The following is a 19,231-nucleotide window of genomic DNA, read 5'->3' as shown; positions in this document are numbered from 1 at the left end:
GCGAGATATAGAAGGATAAGTTATCGTGTGCAACATATAAATTTTTATATTTCAAAAAAACAGACATCCCATGAAGGATGCCTGCCAGGAAAAGCTATTCTTCTGTGCTAACAAGCTTCAAGCTACATCAGCTTCTTAATATCATCCTTGAGTTGCTCGGACTGTGGTCCAAATACAATCTGTACAGCCCCCTGACCAAGCCGCATGACACCGGAAGCCCCCAGCTGCTTGAGCGCGGAGTCCTTAACCGCCTTGTCATCATTTACGTTAAGACGCAAGCGGGTGATACAGGCATCGATGCTGCGGATATTCGCAGGACCGCCGATGTTCTCCAGAATCTTGGCGGCTCTGGAAGAGGACGACGCGGCTGTACCGCTCTTGGACAGATCAATCAGGTCATCTTCCGTCTCATCCTCGCGTCCGGGAGTTTTGAGGTTGAACTTGACGATAACAAAGCGGAATAAAACATAATATAGTAGGAAGAATGCCAACCCTACCGGAAACAGTACCCATGCGTTCGTTGAAATCTTAAGGTTCGTCAGATAGTCAATCAGACCTGCAGAGAAGCTGAATCCGAGCCGTACATCCAGGATGTACATCAGAGCCATTGACACACCGGTCAATAACGCATGGACAAGGTACAATAGCGGTGCTAAAAACATAAATGAGAATTCCAGCGGTTCGGTAATCCCGGTAAGTATAGAGGCAATTGCAGATCCAATAAAGATGGAGGCTACCAGCTTTTTCTTCTCCAGTTTTGCGGTATGAATGAAAGCAAGCGCCGCACCAGGCAGAGCGAACATCATAATCGGGAAGAAGCCGGTGGTGAACATCCCTGCACTTTTATCTCCGGCCAGGAAACGCCAAACGTCACCATGGACTACCTCGCCGGCTGCATTGGTAAAGTCACCTAGCTGGAACCACGCAATGGTATTGATAACATGATGGAGGCCGATCGGAACGAGCAGACGGTTCGCCGTACCGAACACGAAGGCACCAATGGCACCCAAGCCTACTACCCAGTTACCGAAATCACTGATAACATCTTGTATCGGGCTCCAGACCATACCAATGAAAACCGCCAATACCATTGTCGAGGCTGCAGTAACAATAGGAACAAACCGTTTGCCTGCGAAGAAGCCGAGCCAATCTGGTAATTTGATAGTGTGATACTTTTTGTACAGGAAAGCGGCCCATGCACCGGCAAAGATCCCCCCAAGTACGCCCATATCCAGCACTACATCGTCGCCTATGAAACTGAAGGTTCCCGGTACGATCAACAATACTTTTGTAAGAACCATATACGCAATAAGCGCCGATAAAGCAGCTACAGCATCACCGGCAAATCCTATTGCTACCCCCACCGCAAAGATCAGTGCCAAGTTGCCGAAAATCGCACCCGAACCTGCGTTTAAGAATGGAGCAACATACTGGTTCAAGAATCCGCCGATAGCGCTACCCAGATGTAAATCCTTTTCGTAATCGAGAAGGCCGAGTCCCTGCAGTAGAGCTGCCGCCGGTAAAGTTGCGACTGGAAGCATCAGAGATTTCCCTAACTTCTGTAGAAAAGCCAACATAATGAAATCATCCCCCTCGTTTCATATTTAGTACATGTATGTTCTAAGGCTGTGAAGCTACTGTAAGAATAGTGCTAGTTCCTGCCGTAACCTGGCCGTAATGGCAATCGACCTCGGGAGGTTCCTCCCCGTTATTGGTCACAATGACTGGAGTAATGGTACGGTAGCCCGCAGCCCGGATCGCTTCCGGATCGAATTCAATCAGCGTCTGCCCTGCCTGCACTTCATCTCCGTTGGCAATATGGCTAATGAAGCCTTCGCCCCGCAAGCTGACCGTATCAATTCCGATGTGCATCAGCAGTTGCAGACCAGAGGCATGCTCCAGGATTAGAGCGTGATTGGTTTTGACCACATGCGCAATTTTTCCGTCAAAAGGGGCCGTTAAACGTCCCTCTATAGGTTCTATGGCGATGCCTTGGCCCATATGCCCACCTGCAAAGGTCTCATCCGGCACTTCCGTTAACGGTACCGACTCTCCGCTGACCGGAGCGTATATCTCCAGGCGGGTTACCGCCTCAGTAGGTTTCTCTTCTTTTTTAGCTTTCCATCTCGAAAACATAAAGGTCACTCCTTGCTGCTGCTATTTATTCTTCTCTATGGTCTGGAACAGCCGGTGCAGATGCATAGCCAGGAAGCAGATTTCTTCTTCGGGTACGTCTACACTGAGCTTGCCTTGCATGACTTTGCCCATCCTTTGCGCGAGCTTGTATTCATCCTTGTATTCCTTCTTGATATGCTTCACAAAAGGATTGTCGATGAGCGAACCCTGCAGAATCCGTTCAATCGAGAATCTCAAGTGAACCATCAGCCGGACATGATTCATACTGCCCTGCTCAAAGCGGATCTTGCGTTCACTGCGGATCATCTCCATCAGCTCACTGACAATGTTGGAGGCCTTCACAAGCTGGCCCACCGGCACATTGCTGACCGCAGAATAGACGTGGTAAGTAAGGAAACCGACCTCGTCCTCAGGAATCTGCACTTCAAAGCCTTCGCTGATCTTCCCCGCCGCCTTGGAAGCGATCTCAAATTCCTTGGGGAACGTCATCCGGGTCTCCTCCAGGAATGGATTCACAATGTCCATCCCGCTGCGCAAGCGGAAAATGGTGAATTGGATATGGCTGGGGAGCGCCAAATAGATCTTGTCGTTTAACTTGCCGGGAAACTCACGGGCGATATCAGAGATAATCTCATCCGTAATCCTCATGACCTTGGGATCAATGTCCTCCAGCAGAATCTGATACTGACTCCATTCCTCCCGGTCCTCCAGCCGAAACAGCTTTTCAATCCGGGGATCATCCGAATCAATAACACCCGTATCCTTAAGCGCAAACCCGATGCCCTTGCCGATAATTACATATTCCTTGCTCTTCTTGCCGCCCTCTACCATTACGACATTATTCCCAATCACCCGCAGCACCTGAAATTGTTCAGTGTCCCTCGCCAAGTTCCCCCTCCTTTCCGCCCATATCCTGATTTTTTGCACAAAAAAGAGCCAAGACTGGACTCAAAGTATTGAGTACGAATCTTGGCTCATGCCCTGTTAAGGTAACACGCCACTGCATATAAATGATCATTTATGAACCCATCATAAAGCATACCTTGTATTCCCGTCAATGGGTTTTTGGAAAAGTCAAATGTACCGGCACATTCGTGTAATGACGTCCTGCATCAATACCGGCTTGCTGATGAAATCAGTGGCTCCGGCTGCCAGGCAACGCTCACGGTCTTCCTTCATCGTTTTGGCAGAGATTGCAATGATCGGGAGGTCGGTGAGATGCATCTCCTCACGGATAATAGACAGCGTGTCATAGCCATCCAGAACCGGCATCATAATATCCAGGAGTACGATATCCACCTCCGGCTGCTCTCTAACCACTTGAAGACATTCATAACCCGTCTGAGCGGTCATGATGATCATTCCGTAAGGCTCCAGACCCTTCTGCAAGGCATAAATATTGCGCATATCATCATCCACAATCAGGACAGTCCTACCTTGCAGCATAGCATATTCCTTCTCGAACAGGGAGTCCTGGCTATTACCCGGCTGCCCTGTATCATGAACGGTTCTGGAGTGCTCCGACCCGGCTGCAGTCTGAGCCAGCTCCGCCGGATGGAACGGTTCTTCTTCACTGTCCAGTTCACGGCAAGGGAGATACAAGGTGAATGTACTGCCCTTTCCCTCTTCGCTCTCCAGGCTGATATGCCCGCCCAGCAGCTGAGCCAATTGCTGGGAGATGGACAAGCCCAGACCGGTTCCCCCGAATTTGCGGGCAGTCGTTCCGTCCACCTGGCGGAAGGCCTCGAAGATCAGCTCACGGTTCTCTTCAGAGATGCCGATTCCGGTATCCTGGACAGCAAAGGCCAGTACCGGCCCCTCTGCTATGTAACTCTGATCTGAATATGCCGCCAGCTTGGTAATCTCCATGGTAACAGAGCCCTGCTCCGTGAATTTGAAGGCATTGGACAGCAGATTCCGCAGAATCTGGTGCAGGCGCATCTCATCGGTGAAGAACAGATCCGGAACCTCGGGGTTCAGGGTCACGTTAAACTCCACATTCTGCGCTTCTGCAAGCTTGCCGAAATAACCCTGCAGCAGCGAGGGCAGCTCGGTGAGATTGACGGCATCCATTTCCACCAGCATTTTGCCCGCTTCCACCTTGGAAAGATCCAGAATATCGTTAATCATAGTAAGCAGATCACTGCCGGAATTGTAAATGACAGAGGCATAGCCCAGTTCTTCCTCGGTTAACGTATGATTGCGGTTCTCTGTCAGCAGCTGTGAGAGAATCAGCATACTGTTCAGCGGTGTCCGCAGCTCATGCGACATATTGGCCAGGAATTCAGACTTGTAGCGCGAGCTCTGTTCCAGCTGTTCATTGTACCGCTCCAGCTCGATCGCTGCATTCTCGGCTACATATTTCTGATTCTCAAGCTCCTTGTTCACGGTTAGCAGCTCGCTGGTCTGACTCTGAAGCTCCTCCGTCTGCATCTGCATCTCCTCAGACTGAGTCTGCAGCTCTTCGGATTGAACCTGAAGCTCTTCGTTCATCACCTGTGATTCATGCAGAAGCCTCTGGATCTCCATCCGGGTCTTCACCGAATTCACGGTAACCCCCATCATGTCCAGCAATTCCTTCAGCAGCTCGAAATGGTAAGGCGCCCAACGGGTCAGCGCAGCAATCTCCAGTACAGCAACAGTCTTGTTCTCAAAAATAATCGGAGCAATCACAGCAAACCTCGGCGGCGTTCTGCCCAGAGCGGAGCTGATGGAGATATAGTCATCAGGCAATTGCTCAATCACATTCATCCGCTGATCCAGCGCACATTGACCTGCCAGGCCTACTCCCGGCTGAATAACCTCGGGCCCGATGCGTTCTTCCTTATTCTCTGCGCCTGCATAGGAATAGATGCGCTCGAACAGTTCCTCGTTATTCACGACGTATATAGTGGCATACTGCATTTCCAGCATAACCGACAACCGGCTGACAAAAATTCTGCACAGCGAAGGCATATCAATGGTCTCTTGCAGGGCAATCGACATTGAGGTGAGCTGTTCACTCGTCCACTGCTCCCGCTGCACGTTATCCAGCAGCCCGTTCGTCGCTTCGCCCAGGTCATAGATTTCATCCAGCGTCTTCACCCTAATGCGCTCCGAGCGGTTACCGCCGGAGGCAATACTGTTGATGGCCTGTATGACGCTGTGCAACGGATTCACAATGCTGGCCGAGAGCAGATAAGTGATGAGCAGCGCAAGTACGACCACCAATCCCCACAATATGTACATGGTAATCAGCAGCTTATGATTGCTGTCCTTCAGGTTGCTGATCCGGTCGTTCGTGAGCGTACGTTCGATGTCACGGAAGTAATCGGACTGGGAACGGATCGTGTCGACCAGGCTTTTTCCCGTATCGTTGCGAAAAAAAGCGTTGACCGCTTCCGTATGGCCATTCTTCTTCAGCTCAACCACATGCTGCCCGGCAACATCGACCCACTTCTCGATATTATCCGTAATCGTGTCCAGATTCCGTACCTGCTTCGGGTTATCGGCAATGAGATTATTCAACTTCGCTGCATTAATCCTCCACTGCACCAGCCCGTCATTATACGGTGCCAGATAGGACTCATCATCGGTAAGGACATACCCCCGCTGTCCAGTCTCCATATCGAGTACATTTTTCTCAATTTGATATGTAAGTTCATGAACTTCTATATCATGATCGCTCAAGAACACGGTTTCTTTCTCCAGGCTGTTAATCCGGCCAGAGACTATAATCAGAAATAGCCCCAGCATTAATAATATGATGACATATCCAAGTGCGATTTTGCCGCGGATCTTCAAGCTCCAAGCATGCTTCTCCGGCAATGGTCCAACCCCCGTCCAGAGTTATACTTATGCTGCATATTGTTGTCTCTCACGCTGTGGCTGCACAGGGATTACAAATACCCCTCCGTGCGGGGAATGGGCAATCTGTCCTTGAGCTGACGCACATTGGCTTCCAGCTTGATGATAATATCTTCGAGATCCTGCGGATCAATCCCCTTAATAATCGGCACAGGGGCCGGAGTGGCTGCGGTCTTCACCTCTGCCTTCAGCTCTTTCATCTCAATCTGCTGCTCCTGCCATTTATCCATCAGATCCGCTATGGTAGCATAGAACCGTTCATAATCCTTAATGACGCTGTCCAGGAACGTATCCACCTCTTCGGCATCATAGCCGCGAAGCTTCATACTGAATTCCTTCTCATGAATGGTAAGTGCATCAAGGGTAATACCGAGCTGGCTGAACAGCTTTCTCTGCTTATCCAGCCGGCGTTTCATATGTTCGTCCATTTCATAACCTCCAAGTGTATGCTGCATTCATCCGGCAGGTATTATTATAACAGGGTGAAAGCAGCATGAAAATATCACTAAAGTTACAATTCAGCATAGGGATGCCTGCTGATTGCCCTATAACACATTAGGGTAAGGAAAGATTACGACAGTGTAACTACTAATCAAGCTGAAAGGAAGATGACACATGAGCCACTTAACCAAAGACCAATTGACTAAGCTTAGAGCCACGCTTGAAGAACGCAAGGCAGAACTGGATCAGCATTTCTCCGGCAATGGAGCAGAAGACAGCCTGCTTGGCGATTCCCTTATCCTCTCAACGGGCGAGCTCTCTTCGGTCGATAACCATCCCGCCGATACAGGAACAGAGACGTTTGAACGCAGCCGCGACCTGTCCATCAACACCTCGCTAGCCGAAGAATTAACGGAGATCGAAGCTGCTCTTGCGCGGATGGATGACGGAACGTACGGCATCTGCGAAGCCAGCAAGCAAGAGATTCCTTATGAGCGGCTTGAGGCCATCCCCTACACCCGCTATACCGTGGAGCATGCCCCAACCAGCCGTGACACCGGCGCACGCCCTGTGGAAGAAGAGGTTATGACCCCGCCGCCAGCCGGTGCAGGCGAAGGACGTCAGCAGAATAGCGGAAGATTCGATGACGCTGGTGCCTGGGAAGCCGTCGAGGATTATGGCAGCGCAAGCTCGCCGGTAACCCCGCCGGGCCAGGATTCTGAAGATGAGGATTCCTGAGCCGGCAGGTCACGACTTGTGAGGCTTCTGGATAGACTGATATAGATGAGTCCGCCGGAACGTGGCCAGATCGATATACATTAGCCCGCCAGCTCGTGGATCTCCCATCAGAAGTTGTCTGCTACTGCCTTATTAAGAATACCAAGACAACGGTCCAGATCGGCCTTCACCTGCTTCTTATATAGTTTGGCCTTCTCCTCCCCGTCCGAAGTGAAGTGATACAGGACAATCTCCTGAAAATCGACCTTCGGATCGCTCCCCTTAAGCTGCTTGGTACGGTAAAGTATCCCTTGCTGCACCAACTCATGCAGAGCGCGGTAAATTTCACTTTGGGGAGGCGAATAGCCATGAGCTTTGAAATCTCTGCGCAGATCCTCCAGCATCTGATAACCATACCCCTTGTGTTGCTCCACCATCGTAATCAGGTATACCTTTATAAACGCCCGCTGAGCAATCATAAACGCCATAAGACACCTCCCGAGGTGTTTTTTGAAATATAAGAATGTATATGTTTCACACTATACATTATCCTTCTATTTCTCGCCGAAACGGTACCGTCCTTTAAAAGGACGGCAAAGCCGTTTCCACTTGTTAGAAATCATATAGCAGGGAAAACTGTTGCCGCTTGGCAATTCCCACTATTACTTTAGTATAAACTCTATTTCCCAGCTTTCACAACAAGTTATTTAAAATTTAGGAGGATACCAAGACAGTACTGTCGTCAATCATGGAAATGAGACAATAGTCATTTAGTGAGTTGCCTATTTGTCGATAATGGGGTAATCTTTCACTTTTTCTGTTTTGAAGTAGATAAGTAAGTGGTTGGTATGGGGGTTAGGTGGCGTAGATAGGTGTAGAGATGGGGATTTAGCATCTCTATTGTGAATTTTTCATATGATGAAATTTTATTTCTAGTGGAAAAACGTATCTTATTTCATCAAACTTCGAGGATTGCACGGCAGCAAGTGGAAAAAAGGCAGCTAATTTTACTCGTTTGCCTACAAGTTGGGGTATTGTGGTTTTTTAAGTACCATTTTTCCAATTGTTGATGTAGATACGCGAAAAAGCTCATCAGTAAGTGTTGAAAATCCAACTATTCGTTCTTTTGCGAATTTTTCATATGATGAATTTATATAACTTTCGAACGGTTGTGCCCCTTATCTTATCTCACATTATAATGAAGGAATACGATGCTGTCCGCAAAAAGAACTGCCTGGGGTTGTCCCGCAGGCAGTTCTTTTGTTGAGCTATATTAGCGGGGTTGTGTCCCGCTATAGGGTTAGATTTTGTCGCGGTTGTATAGGTCCGGGTCACGGTCTGCATTCATCGAGCCTCTGTTGCCCAAGGTATTGCCAACCGTTGTGTACTTAGGGACCAGATCCGGGTTAGTTGCTCCGCGGTCCGCCAGCGTATCCTCCGGATACAGGCTATCGTACCGGCCGGAATTGAGTGAACGGTTGCCCCGGAATACCGTATGGATATCTCTTCCACGGCCGTTGTCATCGACCAGGACGAGGATTTTGCCGCTGTCGATATAGCCTTCGTAATCTCTGGCCTCATCCTCGGGAATGCCGAGTCCGATTAATCCGCCCACCAGTCCGCCTGCTCCTACTCCGATGGCAGCCCCTGTTAGTGTAGCTGCGATTGGGCCTGCAGCAAGGATTGGACCAATTCCCGGAATGGCCAGCGCACCGATCCCGGCCAACAGGCCGGTAATTCCGCCCACTACGCCGCCGGTGGCCGCACCTGTAGCAACGCCTTCCGGCGCCATCGTTCCTGTATCTTCGGAGATGTGTTTCAGGTCATCTCGATCCTTCGTTATTACTGAAATCTCATCGTTCGTGAACCCTTGTCTCTGCAAACTTTCAATTGCTCTGGTTGCTTCTTGTTCCGTATCGAATACGCCAATAATTTTCTCTGTCACTTGAAGCCCTCCTTCGTAATTGTTGTTCGCTACTCTATTACCCGTTCACGCGGTGCCCAAACAGGAAAAGCTTCTTCGGATGCATTAATGCCTGATCACAACCACATTTTATTTGGAAGGACGGGTACGGTTGGTAGGTGCTGCCTCCAGCGGATTATCCGGCCAGTAGTGCTTGGGATAACGGCCTTTCAGATCTTTTTTCACCTCGAAATAGGTATTCTGCCAGAAGCTGGCCAGATCTGAGGTAATCTGCATCGGCCTTCTCGCCGGAGACAGCAGGTGCAGCAGCACCGGGACCTTCCCCCCGCCGATCCGCGGAGTATCCGTCTGCCCGAACATCTCCTGCAGCCTAACTGCCAGTACCGGCGCTCCTGGATTACTGTAATCCAAGGGAACCCGCGAACCGCTCGGTACCGTAATATGCGTCGGTGCCTCCTTGTTCAGCTGCTGGCGGCTGTTCCAGTCCAGCATACCCTCCAGTGCCTGCGTCAGCTTCACCCGCTGTAAATCACGGAGATTCCGCATCCCTTGTATAAAGGGGGCCAGCCATTCCTCCAATGTATCCGTCAACGCCTCATCCGACATATCGGGCCAGTCGGCCCGCAGTGAGTGCATGAATTCCATCCGCTGCCGCAGCTGAGTGGTCCCTTTCTCCCATGGCAGCAGCTGTAGCCCTTCCGCCGCGATCACCTTCAGCAGTACGCTCTCTGTCTCCTCGGGAGTAGCCCGCTCATGGGTCGTTTGCTTCAGGATGAGCGCCCCCAGCCGGGTCACTCTGCGCGCCTTCACGCTTCCGCTCTCACTGTCCCAGTAGACTTCGCGCTCCTCCAGAAGGCTGTCCGCATGATGCTTCAGCAGGTCCTGCTCGGAGAGCGCCGCGGCAAGCATAATCCGGCTCTGCCCGGCACGGTCATCCACGCCGGGTGCCACGATGTAGGGCGAGCGTGCCAGCGGCTGCCCCTCGCGCATTGCCGCCCCCCGGCCGCCGGAGAGCAGGAACGCGCCATTGCCGCGCTCCTGCCCGATCCGGTCGGGATAGGCGAACGACAGCAGCAGGCCGCTGCGGCTGATGTCGCCGGGCCCTTCGCCCGGCGCTGCCTGCAGCTGCGCCAGGAAGCTGCGGCTCTCGCGCTGCACCGCGCGCAAGGCCGCCGGGTCCGCTCCGCCGCTGCTGGCGGAGCGCTCGAACCCGAGCAGCGCCTCCACGCGAAGCGTGAGGTCGCTATCTAGAGCCGCGGGACCCCGGAAGAGGTCCCGCTCCTGCAGCAGCGCAGCGAGCCTGGCGGCGAGCGGCGCTGCTGCAAGGTCTGCCGCGCGCAGCAGCATATGCGCGATGCGCGGGTGCGCGCCAAGCACGGCCATGCTGCGGCCGTGCGGCGTAATGGCGCCGCCGGCGTCCAACGCGCCGAGCTGGCGCAGCAGCGCCGTGGCCTGCGCGTAAGGCGCGGCAGGCGGCGCGTCCAGCCAGGCGAGCGCTCCCGGATCGCGCACGCCCCACAGCGCCAGCTCCAGGGCGAGCTGCGCCAGGTCGGTCTCCATGATCTCCGGCACGTTGTCGTCCGGCAGATGATCATGCGCCTCCCGGCTCCATAGCCTGTAGCAAACGCCTGGTGCTGTCCGGCCTGCCCGGCCGCGCCGCTGATCGGCCGAGGCCTTCGAGACCGGCACCGTCGTTAAGCGCGGCATGCCGGTACGCGCAGAGAATACCTGCGTCCGGCGAAGCCCCGTGTCAATCACCGAGCGTACCCCTTCGATTGTCAGACTCGTCTCGGCAATGGAGGTTGCCAGTACGACCTTCCGTTCGCCTTCCACTGCAGGAGCCACCGCCGCATCCTGCTGCGGCTGCGGCAGTTGGCCATAGAGCGGCCGCAGCACCGTTCCTGGCGGCAGGCTTCCTGATGCCAGCTCCTGCTCCGTCCGGCGGATCTCCCGCTCGCCGGGCAGAAAGACTAGCACATCCCCCGGCTGCTCAGCAAGCGCACGCCGGACAGCGGCAGCTGCGGATTTCTCAAGGGCAGCATTGCCTGCCTCCGGCATATAGACCGTCTCCACCGGATACGTCCGGCCCGGACAACGGACGACCGGCGCTTCGCCCAGCAGGGAAGCTACGCGATCTCCATCCAGGGTCGCCGACATCACCAGAATGCGCAGATCCTCGCGCAGCACACTCTGCGCTTCAAGCGCCAGTGCCAGTCCAAGATCCGCATGCAGGCTGCGCTCATGGAACTCGTCGAAGATCACAAGCCCCACATCCCCCAGCGAAGGATCGCTCTGGAGCATCCTCGTCAGCACGCCTTCCGTCACAACAACAATCCGTGTATTCCGCCCCACCTTGGTATCCATCCGCATACGGTATCCTACGGTCTGACCGACACTCTCCCCCATACAGGAAGCCATGTAGCCTGCGGCCGAACGGGCTGCCAGACGTCTGGGCTCCAGCATCAGAATGGTTTTACCGGCCAGCCAGGACTCCTCCAAAAAAGCAGGCGGCACAGTCGTTGTCTTCCCCGCTCCAGGCTCAGCAATCAGAATGGCCGCTGCACGGTCTGTCAGAATTCTCTTCAGGTCAGGGAGCACCTGCATAATCGGAAGCTGCTTCATTTCATCTCTCCATCATCCGCTAAAAGTTAAGTTTCATATCCATTTCATTATCATGGGTGAAACCGCCCCGGATATCAAGTAGAAGCTTAGTCACCCTTAGGGTGAACATTCTTGGCTTCCGGCTGTTGTATCACGCAATTCATGATTCTGCCTTCACCGCAATACACCACTGTAAGCAAGTGGAATTATGTATCTTAAATTGTGGGTTTCGGCGGATTGTAGGATAGCACGTGGAAAAACAGCATCTATTGGCAGTGGTTTTAGCTACTTTGGGTGAAGCACGGTCGTTTAAGTGCTATTTTTCCACCTGCAGTTATAGCTGCGGTTCATTCGTCATCAGCAGGTGGAGAAAATCCACCTATATGAAACGCACTTCCCCCACTCCCCTACCCAGCACAAAACCTCCAGTTCATAGAACCGGAGGTTTCCGCTTACTTACTCTTCCCTTCCCGCCAGCCGCTGCCCGATCGCATCCCCGTAATCCGTATATGCAGCATTGCCTTCCAGCCCCCGTTCCTGCAAAAGCATCTGAAGACGCAGCCGCTTCAGGGAGAGCCTGCCCTCCAGCTCCTTTCGTTCCTCGGCAGTGCTGTTGCCGCTTCGGTGGCAAGCCACCAGCAGCTCTTCGAGCGTTACACACTCTGCCCGCAGCGTCACTTCCTCCGGCAGCAGCCCGGCGTTCTTCATAATCTTGTAGGACATCCGCAGTTCCTCAGGTACGCCGGAAAGATCCTCCAGCGCAAGCGGCTTGCCGTGCCCCGGCAGATTGGCGAACTCCCCGCTGCGCATCGCTTCCTGAATTCTCTGTTCTGCAAGCCAAGATAATATAGCCATCCGCACCGTTCCTTTCATCAGCGCCCCAGTGCCCTTTTACATTCCAAACGGCACATTCTGCTACAGCTTTGTCCTTATTTTAGCACGGGTGCTGCTGAAATTCATTCCCGGTTTGACTGTAAGTTATCGCTTCTTATAACCAGGCAGAAAGCTATTTCTGCTTATGATATCCGCGCTCCCCGTAAGGAGACAGTTGCTCCATCCATTTACTCTCCATATCCGGCAGCATCTTGCGGTATTTATGCAGCTCCTGCACATCGGCCACGAAATCCTCTTCCGGCTTAATCTGCTCCAGCACCTCGAAGCGGAAGCCCGCTTCCCCGCGTTCATTCCAGTCTTCCTGCAGCGCCTTATTGTCATGGCCTTTGATATCCAGCATGAACTTATGCTTATTCCAGACCCCGTCCAGGTTCAGACTGCTTCCCACATACATTTTCTCATTAGCGGTGTTCACAATTCTGTATACCCCCATTGGCCTGTGCGTGTGCGCATAATTATATCCCAGTTCCTTGCGTCTGGCTTTATCTGTCATTTCTTCTCTCCCCTTCATCTCTCCGTTATAATTCCACCCAGTAGCTGCTTCCATCCTCTTCACGGCCGAGCAGCCCGTAATCGATCAGATAACGCCGGAGCGTTACATAATCGGGGTAAGCAGCTTCGAGCACCGCATTGATTTCCTTCTCACTGTACTTGCGCCCTGTCTCAAAACGCTGAAGCAAATGGCGCAGAATCGCCGCCTTCCGCTTCTGCCGTTTAGGGAACTCAGACAACGGGCCATCCGGCCCCTGTTTGAAATAGGTGCCCAGAATCTCGGCGTTCTCCTGCTCGGTAATCGCGAACCGTTCATCAACCATCACAGCCGTGCGCGGTATACTCACAAAAGACGATGAAGCTCCCGGCTTCTCCTCAGCCAGCTCCATAACCGCCAAAAACAGCTTGGCCTGCTTCACCTTCTCGCGAAGCGTGAACCGGTGGTTACGCACCGTGGAGGTGCTGCCGATTCCCAGCTCCTTGGCTGCTTCTGCATCGCTAAGACTTTGGCGGAAGGCCTGCAGCAGCCCCTTCTGCAAATCGGTTAACCCGCTCAGCTTCTTGTCCAGCGTCAGCAGCCAATTGAACATCCCGCCATGAACCCTGTCCACATGCAGAGCTGCGAACTTCTCCGCTTCGTAATACTGCCCTCCATCCTTATAGATCAAGCCCTTCTCGAAGGCAGCCCCGCAGACCAGACAATGATACTTTTCCGTCCGCTCTTCCGTCTCCATATTATAGCCTTGCTTCAATTCTGCAATGGACGCATTCCAGAATTTCTCCGATATCCGCACTGCTTCATTCTCTTCTGCCAACTGGACCATCACACCCTTTGTTTGCTTTTATATAAACATATTATCATTTCGTTTGTTATTTTACAACTATCTAATTAGATTGTTTGTGACAAAAGAAAAACACCGCCATTTCCGGCAGTGTCTCTATATCCCGAAGGATCCCTATTTGTTAGTAGCTATAATGCAGCAGAAGCCTGCTTCAGCAAGGAAGACAGCAATTCATAATCAACAGCCTTGCCCTCCGTCAGCTTGGTTGTGAGACGATCCCCGCTCCCCGCTTCGAATTGGCCTTCAGGCACTTCCAGCCCTGCTGCGTTGAAGATGGAGAAGCTCACCCAGCCTTTGGCGGTAGAGATGACAGCGGCATATTTCCCGTTTTTGAGAAAATGCGGTTTGCCATACTGAATCCGTTCCGCTACCTCCGGTATAGCCTCGTGAATGACCTCACGTAGCTTGGAGCCTATCTCCGACTGCCAGGGCAGTTTGATTTGCGTGATGTAATCCGTCACTTCTCGGTTCATGGAATCACCTTTTCCTGGAGAATGAATTTAAGACAGCAGCGACTCCGCACCGTCAATCACAATCTGCGAGCCGGTAATATGAATGGATTCATCCGAGGCCAGGAACGCGACCAGATCGGCCACATTCTCCGGTTTGCCCGGACCGTCTGCCAGCGGCTGCGCACCGTCGGGGAATTCAATGGGAATGACAATGGACTCCACATCATCGTTCCACTCCGTGCTCTCGTCGATATTCGTGGCGATCGCTCCCGGACAAATGACATTGACCCGGATTTTGAACTTGGCCAGCTCCAGTGCAGCCATCTTCGCGAACGCGACCTGTCCCGCCTTAGTGGTGCTGTATGGTGACCAGCCGAAGCTGGTAAATCTGCTGTTGCCGTTGATCGAGCTGGTAATAATAATACTGCCTTTGCCCTTCTCCTTCAGATGGGGAATGGTGTATTTCAGCGTCAGGAAGGTGCCAGTGAGGTTGACAGACAATGTCTTCTCCCAATCATCCACGCTCAGCTCCTCAATCGGCCCGACCACTCCGTTAATGCCAGCATTGGCAAACACAATATCCAGACCTCCGAAATGCTCCACAGTTCTGCGCACCGCTTCCTCCATCCGGCCGGCATCCGAAGTATCCACATCAATAGCTAACGCGCAATCCCTGCGCAGCTTATTCAATTTCTGTTCAAGGATCGAAGTACGTTCGTTCACCAGATCGAACAAGGCGACATTCGCACCTTCACGTGCCAGCTGAATTGCTGCCGCTCTGCCGATTCCCGAGCCCGCACCTGTGATTATGGCTGTTTTCCCTTGAAAACGCTGCTTTTTTGCTATATTGGGGCTCATATGTACACTCTCCTTCCGTGAATACCATTCTGCATGTAATGGCTCTGTTTCAAGATTACCCAAATGATGCTTGATTATAATCATGTTATGCAAAAAATTGCACAAGCCCAGTGCAACATGCACAGCCTATCCGCTTGATAAGCTCCTGCATATCTTGTCTGCAACAGCAAAAACCCCACATCTGCGGGGGCCTGCTCTGAATCATTCAATTTTCCAGCTGCCGTACATCCACCTTAACCGTAAGCGTGCCCGCTGCTCCGCGGTATACGCCTTTGACCGGAACGATATCCTTATAATCCCGTCCATGCCCTAGCTTGATATACCGCCAGTTCACTTCAACATTATTAGTCGGATCGAAGCCCAGCCAGCCCGTACCCGGAATATGTGTCTCCACCCAGGCATGGGAGGCCTGTTCGAAGTTCGCATTGCCCCCCTGCAGATCCCCGACAAAATGGTACCCGCTCACATACCGCGATGGCAAGCCGACACTGCGGCAGACCGCAATCATCAGATGCGCATAGTCCTGGCAGACTCCGCGCTTGAGCATAAGTGCTCTTTTTACCGTAGTATTGACGCTTGTCGCCTCAGGATCGTACGTAAACTGCTCATAGATGGTGGACGACAGCTTCCGGGTCCATTCATACATATCCTCTGCATCCTCAAAAGGATGCTGCGATGCAAATTCCACCAGCTCCGGCGTCACCTCGGTGTACCGGGTAGGCAGAATAAACTCTATATACCGGTTCTGAAACTTCTCGTCATTCAGCAGCTTCACCTGCTCCTCCAGCGGAATATGCGGCAGATCCGTGCCCTGCGCCTTGTCGAGCGTGACCACGGTCGCTTTGGTGTGAATCACCATTTCCGTGTGCGGCTTATTCACCGAATAGGCATGGACCCGGTTGCCGAAGAAATCCTCATAGGTTAGCAGATTGGCTGGCGGGTGCACCTCCACCTCATGGTGATAGCAGGATTGCCGGTAGTTCGTGCGCGGCGTCAGCCGGATCTCATTGACACTGTCCGTCACCGGCTCGGGGTAGCTGTAGGTGGTTGTGTGGTTGATTTGTATTTTCATACCGAGACTCCTTCACGGCGAAAAAAAGCACCGTCCATCGTTCTGCCGAGCCTCTGACAGGATATCATCAGTGACTCCAGCACATCCAGGGCCAGGTCCCCGGACATCTCATCCTTCTCCATATAATCCAGCTCCGCCTTGATCTTGCCCGCCTGCCGGATCACCTTCTCATGCCCCGAGCCCTTCTCTGTAGTGTCCAGCTCCAGCTTGGCCAGATGCTCCTCCAGCTTGTGGAACGAGAAGCGGATCGAACGGGGGAACAGCGGGTTCACGATCAGGAATTCCAGGATGCACTCCGGCGACATATCATCAGCATAATACCGGCGGAAGGACTGATATCCGCTCACCGATTTCAGCACGGCCTGAAGCTGGGTATAGATAGAATTGATATCCTTCGACTTGCAGGATACCGTGACGGTCTGCAGGATACGCGTCGTATTCTCTGCCCGCTCCAGAAACCGGCCGCTCTCGATGAAATGCCATTCATTGCCCCGGAGCATTACCGATTGCTCCGCGCCAAGGAACATCGCCGCCCGTTCCTTAACCTGCTGAAAGAATTGATGGGGACCGCGCATGATATCCGCTACCGACTGCTCCCCCAGCCACAGGTTAAAGCCGTTTACAATATCCCACAGCTCACTCGGCAGATGCTGGCGCAGGGTGCGCAGATTATTCCTGGCCTGATGCACACAGGAGAATAGAGAGTTGGTATTCCCCAGATCCAGCGTAATGAAGGATAATACATCCTGTTCGCTGAAGCTCTCGAACTGCCGCAGATATTCGCTCCGTACCCCAAGCGCGTCAATCAGGCGCGACCACTTGTGGCCCTCTTCCTGGAAATCCTCTTCCTGCTGGATATGGTAATGCACATCGATCAGCCGGGCGTGATTCTCAGCCCGTTCAATATACCGGCCGATCCAGAACAGAGCCTCCGCATTGCGATTCAGCATTCTAGCCACCCCTTTAACGTAGATAGTCTCTAGGCCATTACCCAGGTATCCTTCACTCCGCCGCCTTGGGAGGAGTTCACGACCAGCGAGCCTTCGCGCATCGCTACCCGGGTCAAGCCCCCTGGAATGACATGCGGCTTGCGGTCAGCCCCCATCAGCACAAATGCCCTCAGATCGATATGCCGCGGAGCCATACTGCCTTCTGACAAGACCGGTGCACGGGACAGCGACATAATCGGCTGGGCGATGTAACGCTCGGGTTCTGCCAGTATTTTGAGCCGGAAGTCTATGAGCTCCTCCTTCGTCGCCTCACTCCCGATCAGCATGCCGTAGCCCCCGGAGAGAGACGTCTCCTTCACCACCATTTCAGACAGATGGTCCAGCACATACTGGCGCTCTTGCGGCCGTGACAGCAGATAGGTCGGCACATTGCCCAGAATCGGCTCTTCATTAAGGTAATAGCGGATCATATCCGGCACATACACATACATGGCCTTGTCATCAGCTACCCCGGTTCCGGGTGCATTGGCAATCGCGATATTTCCCGCCCGGTAGGCATTCATCAGACCTGCAACCCCCAGCAGCGAGCTGGGCTGAAAAGCAAGCGGATCAATGAAATCATCATCCAGGCGGCGGTACAGCACATCGACCTTGCGCAGACCGTTCATCACCTTTAGGTAGATTTTGTGGTCCTGCGCAACCAGGTCGCGGCCCTCAACCAGATGAATGCCCATCTGCTGCGCCAGAAAAGCATGCTCATAATAAGCCGAATTGTATTCCCCCGGTGTCAACAAGGCAATGACCGGGTCTTTGGTCCGGGACGGGGACAGGCTGCGCAGCACGGAGAGGAAACGGTTCAGGCTGTGATCCACATCGCGGATGGAGCTGGCAAACGACAACTCAGGAAACAGCTGATTCATGAGCGATCTGCCTTTGAACAGATACGAGAAGCCAGAGGGTGTACGCAGATTATCCTCAAGCACATAATACTCGCCGTCATGATGGCGGATCAGATCGATCCCTGAAGTGGTGATGTACGCACCGCCGGGTACACGGAGTCCGGTCATTTCCGGCCGGAAATAACAGTTCGATATAATCATCCGCCTCGGCACTATACCGTCCTTCACGATGTATTGCTCATGGTAAATATCATGAATGAACAGATTCAGTGCGGTAATCCGCTGCACGATGCCCGCCTCCAGCCGTTCCCATTCCCCCTTGGGGATAATGCGCGGAATCATATCGAAGGGAATCGTCCGCTCCATAGGCTGATCCTGTGCCGGGTTGTACAGTGTAAAGGTAATGCCTTCTTCCATCATCCGACGCTGCATCAGCTTCTGCTTGCCTTGCAGCTCTTCGGGGCTCATCCCGGAAAACATGCGGTTCACATGCTTGTAATGAGGCCGGACGTTCCGTTCATCCGCATACATCTCATCATAGAAATGCTGTAGCGGATACGGAGACAGACCGGGCAAAGGATCTAGTTTGGACATGAGCCCGACTCCTCTCGGATCAGTATAATGTGTTATGTTTCTTAACAAATAAGTTCGAATTTTAGAAGTTCACCACGAAAATATGATTTACTACCTTCATAATACGTAAATGATATTATCCATGTCAATATATATAACAGCAAAATGGAGTTTCCGCACCATTCTGCCGGTTTGGAATCGCTTCCTTTCTCTTAAACTTGCTTTTCGGGGTGCTCCGCGTTCATTCCACATCCAATTGTATGCCGGAGTGCTGACAGGCAGTACTATTATGAATTTTTCATATGTTGTATTTTTAATATAATTTCGGCGTATTCTTTTAAACGCCAAAAGGGGAGTAAGCAGAAGGATGGTTATGTACTGGTGGGGGCTCCTTTCCGCAGAGGAGTATATGTCCGTGGCGGGGGATTCTGTGCGGGAAGCCAAGAAGCGGCAGCCCCGCAACAACAGGTGGACAAACGTATCTTAATTCTTCGATTTCTGAAGGATAGGGGAAAGCAAGTGGAAAAACTACAA

At 52.6% G+C, this 19,231-nt stretch carries 17 protein-coding genes; 1 reads left to right on the top strand and 16 read right to left on the bottom strand.

Annotation, left to right across the window (positions count from 1 at the left end; genetic code table 11):
* Window positions 1–122: 122 nt before the first annotated feature.
* From MKY86_RS13410 to MKY86_RS13390, 5 genes are all read right to left on the bottom strand, one after another.
* Window positions 123–1,577 (bottom strand): PTS transporter subunit EIIC, encoded by a 1,455-nt coding sequence (locus MKY86_RS13410; protein WP_076077850.1) that lies wholly within the window; start codon window positions 1,575–1,577, stop codon window positions 123–125.
* Between the two features lie 43 nt (window positions 1,578–1,620).
* The gene (locus tag MKY86_RS13405; RefSeq protein ID WP_076077847.1) at window positions 1,621–2,136 is read right to left on the bottom strand and encodes a PTS sugar transporter subunit IIA; all 516 of its coding nucleotides are present in this window, start codon (window positions 2,134–2,136) and stop codon (window positions 1,621–1,623) included.
* Between the two features lie 21 nt (window positions 2,137–2,157).
* Complete coding sequence (locus MKY86_RS13400) at window positions 2,158–3,024, bottom strand: PRD domain-containing protein (RefSeq protein WP_036728836.1); 867 nt, start codon at window positions 3,022–3,024, stop codon at window positions 2,158–2,160.
* 186 nt (window positions 3,025–3,210) lie between these two features.
* Window positions 3,211–5,943 carry a CHASE3 domain-containing protein gene (locus MKY86_RS13395; protein WP_076077845.1) on the bottom strand — a complete coding sequence of 911 codons (2,733 nt, stop codon included), beginning with the start codon at window positions 5,941–5,943 and terminating at the stop codon, window positions 3,211–3,213.
* Window positions 5,944–6,014: 71 nt separating this feature from the next.
* A complete protein-coding gene (locus MKY86_RS13390; RefSeq protein WP_036728841.1) occupies window positions 6,015–6,410 on the bottom strand; it encodes a DivIVA domain-containing protein in 396 nt (131 codons plus the stop codon).
* Window positions 6,411–6,597: 187 nt separating this feature from the next.
* Between MKY86_RS13390 and MKY86_RS13385 the strand changes: the two genes are divergently transcribed.
* Window positions 6,598–7,161, top strand: coding sequence for a TraR/DksA C4-type zinc finger protein (locus MKY86_RS13385; RefSeq protein ID WP_076077842.1), 564 nt, complete (start codon window positions 6,598–6,600; stop codon window positions 7,159–7,161).
* Window positions 7,162–7,268: 107 nt separating this feature from the next.
* Here the strand turns inward: MKY86_RS13385 and MKY86_RS13380 are convergent, their stop codons facing one another.
* From MKY86_RS13380 to MKY86_RS13330, 11 genes are all read right to left on the bottom strand, one after another.
* Window positions 7,269–7,628, bottom strand: coding sequence for a helix-turn-helix transcriptional regulator (locus tag MKY86_RS13380; RefSeq protein ID WP_036694148.1), 360 nt, complete (start codon window positions 7,626–7,628; stop codon window positions 7,269–7,271).
* Between the two features lie 812 nt (window positions 7,629–8,440).
* Window positions 8,441–9,085 (bottom strand): general stress protein, encoded by a 645-nt coding sequence (locus tag MKY86_RS13375; RefSeq protein WP_076077839.1) that lies wholly within the window; start codon window positions 9,083–9,085, stop codon window positions 8,441–8,443.
* 108 nt (window positions 9,086–9,193) lie between these two features.
* Window positions 9,194–11,686 carry an ATP-dependent helicase HrpB gene (hrpB, locus tag MKY86_RS13370; RefSeq protein WP_076077836.1) on the bottom strand — a complete coding sequence of 831 codons (2,493 nt, stop codon included), beginning with the start codon at window positions 11,684–11,686 and terminating at the stop codon, window positions 9,194–9,196.
* 435 nt (window positions 11,687–12,121) lie between these two features.
* A complete protein-coding gene (locus MKY86_RS13365) occupies window positions 12,122–12,520 on the bottom strand; it encodes a DnaJ family domain-containing protein (protein ID WP_076077834.1) in 399 nt (132 codons plus the stop codon).
* Between the two features lie 151 nt (window positions 12,521–12,671).
* A complete protein-coding gene (locus tag MKY86_RS13360; RefSeq protein WP_076077831.1) occupies window positions 12,672–13,052 on the bottom strand; it encodes a GIY-YIG nuclease family protein in 381 nt (126 codons plus the stop codon).
* 25 nt (window positions 13,053–13,077) lie between these two features.
* Window positions 13,078–13,866 carry a DUF2087 domain-containing protein gene (locus tag MKY86_RS13355; protein ID WP_445669902.1) on the bottom strand — a complete coding sequence of 263 codons (789 nt, stop codon included), beginning with the start codon at window positions 13,864–13,866 and terminating at the stop codon, window positions 13,078–13,080.
* A 155-nt stretch (window positions 13,867–14,021) separates the two neighbouring features.
* The gene (locus tag MKY86_RS13350; protein ID WP_076077826.1) at window positions 14,022–14,366 is read right to left on the bottom strand and encodes a DUF1801 domain-containing protein; all 345 of its coding nucleotides are present in this window, start codon (window positions 14,364–14,366) and stop codon (window positions 14,022–14,024) included.
* Window positions 14,367–14,393: 27 nt separating this feature from the next.
* Window positions 14,394–15,203 carry an SDR family oxidoreductase gene (locus MKY86_RS13345; RefSeq protein WP_076077824.1) on the bottom strand — a complete coding sequence of 270 codons (810 nt, stop codon included), beginning with the start codon at window positions 15,201–15,203 and terminating at the stop codon, window positions 14,394–14,396.
* 205 nt (window positions 15,204–15,408) lie between these two features.
* Window positions 15,409–16,275 carry a transglutaminase family protein gene (locus MKY86_RS13340; protein WP_076077821.1) on the bottom strand — a complete coding sequence of 289 codons (867 nt, stop codon included), beginning with the start codon at window positions 16,273–16,275 and terminating at the stop codon, window positions 15,409–15,411.
* On the bottom strand, window positions 16,272–17,225 hold the full coding sequence (locus MKY86_RS13335) for an alpha-E domain-containing protein (RefSeq protein WP_076077819.1): 954 nt from the start codon (window positions 17,223–17,225) through the stop codon (window positions 16,272–16,274). Before MKY86_RS13335 ends, MKY86_RS13340 begins: the two co-directional genes overlap by 4 nt.
* A 29-nt stretch (window positions 17,226–17,254) precedes the next feature.
* Window positions 17,255–18,718 carry a circularly permuted type 2 ATP-grasp protein gene (locus MKY86_RS13330; RefSeq protein ID WP_076077816.1) on the bottom strand — a complete coding sequence of 488 codons (1,464 nt, stop codon included), beginning with the start codon at window positions 18,716–18,718 and terminating at the stop codon, window positions 17,255–17,257.
* Between the last annotated feature and the right edge of the window lie 513 nt (window positions 18,719–19,231).

It is taken from the genome of Paenibacillus sp. FSL R7-0333 (assembly GCF_038000365.1).
GTDB classification, from domain to species: domain Bacteria; phylum Bacillota; class Bacilli; order Paenibacillales; family Paenibacillaceae; genus Paenibacillus_AQ; species Paenibacillus_AQ silagei.
The sequence above is the reverse complement of the archived record's forward strand: the minus strand, read 5'-3'. Positions and strand labels throughout refer to the sequence as shown.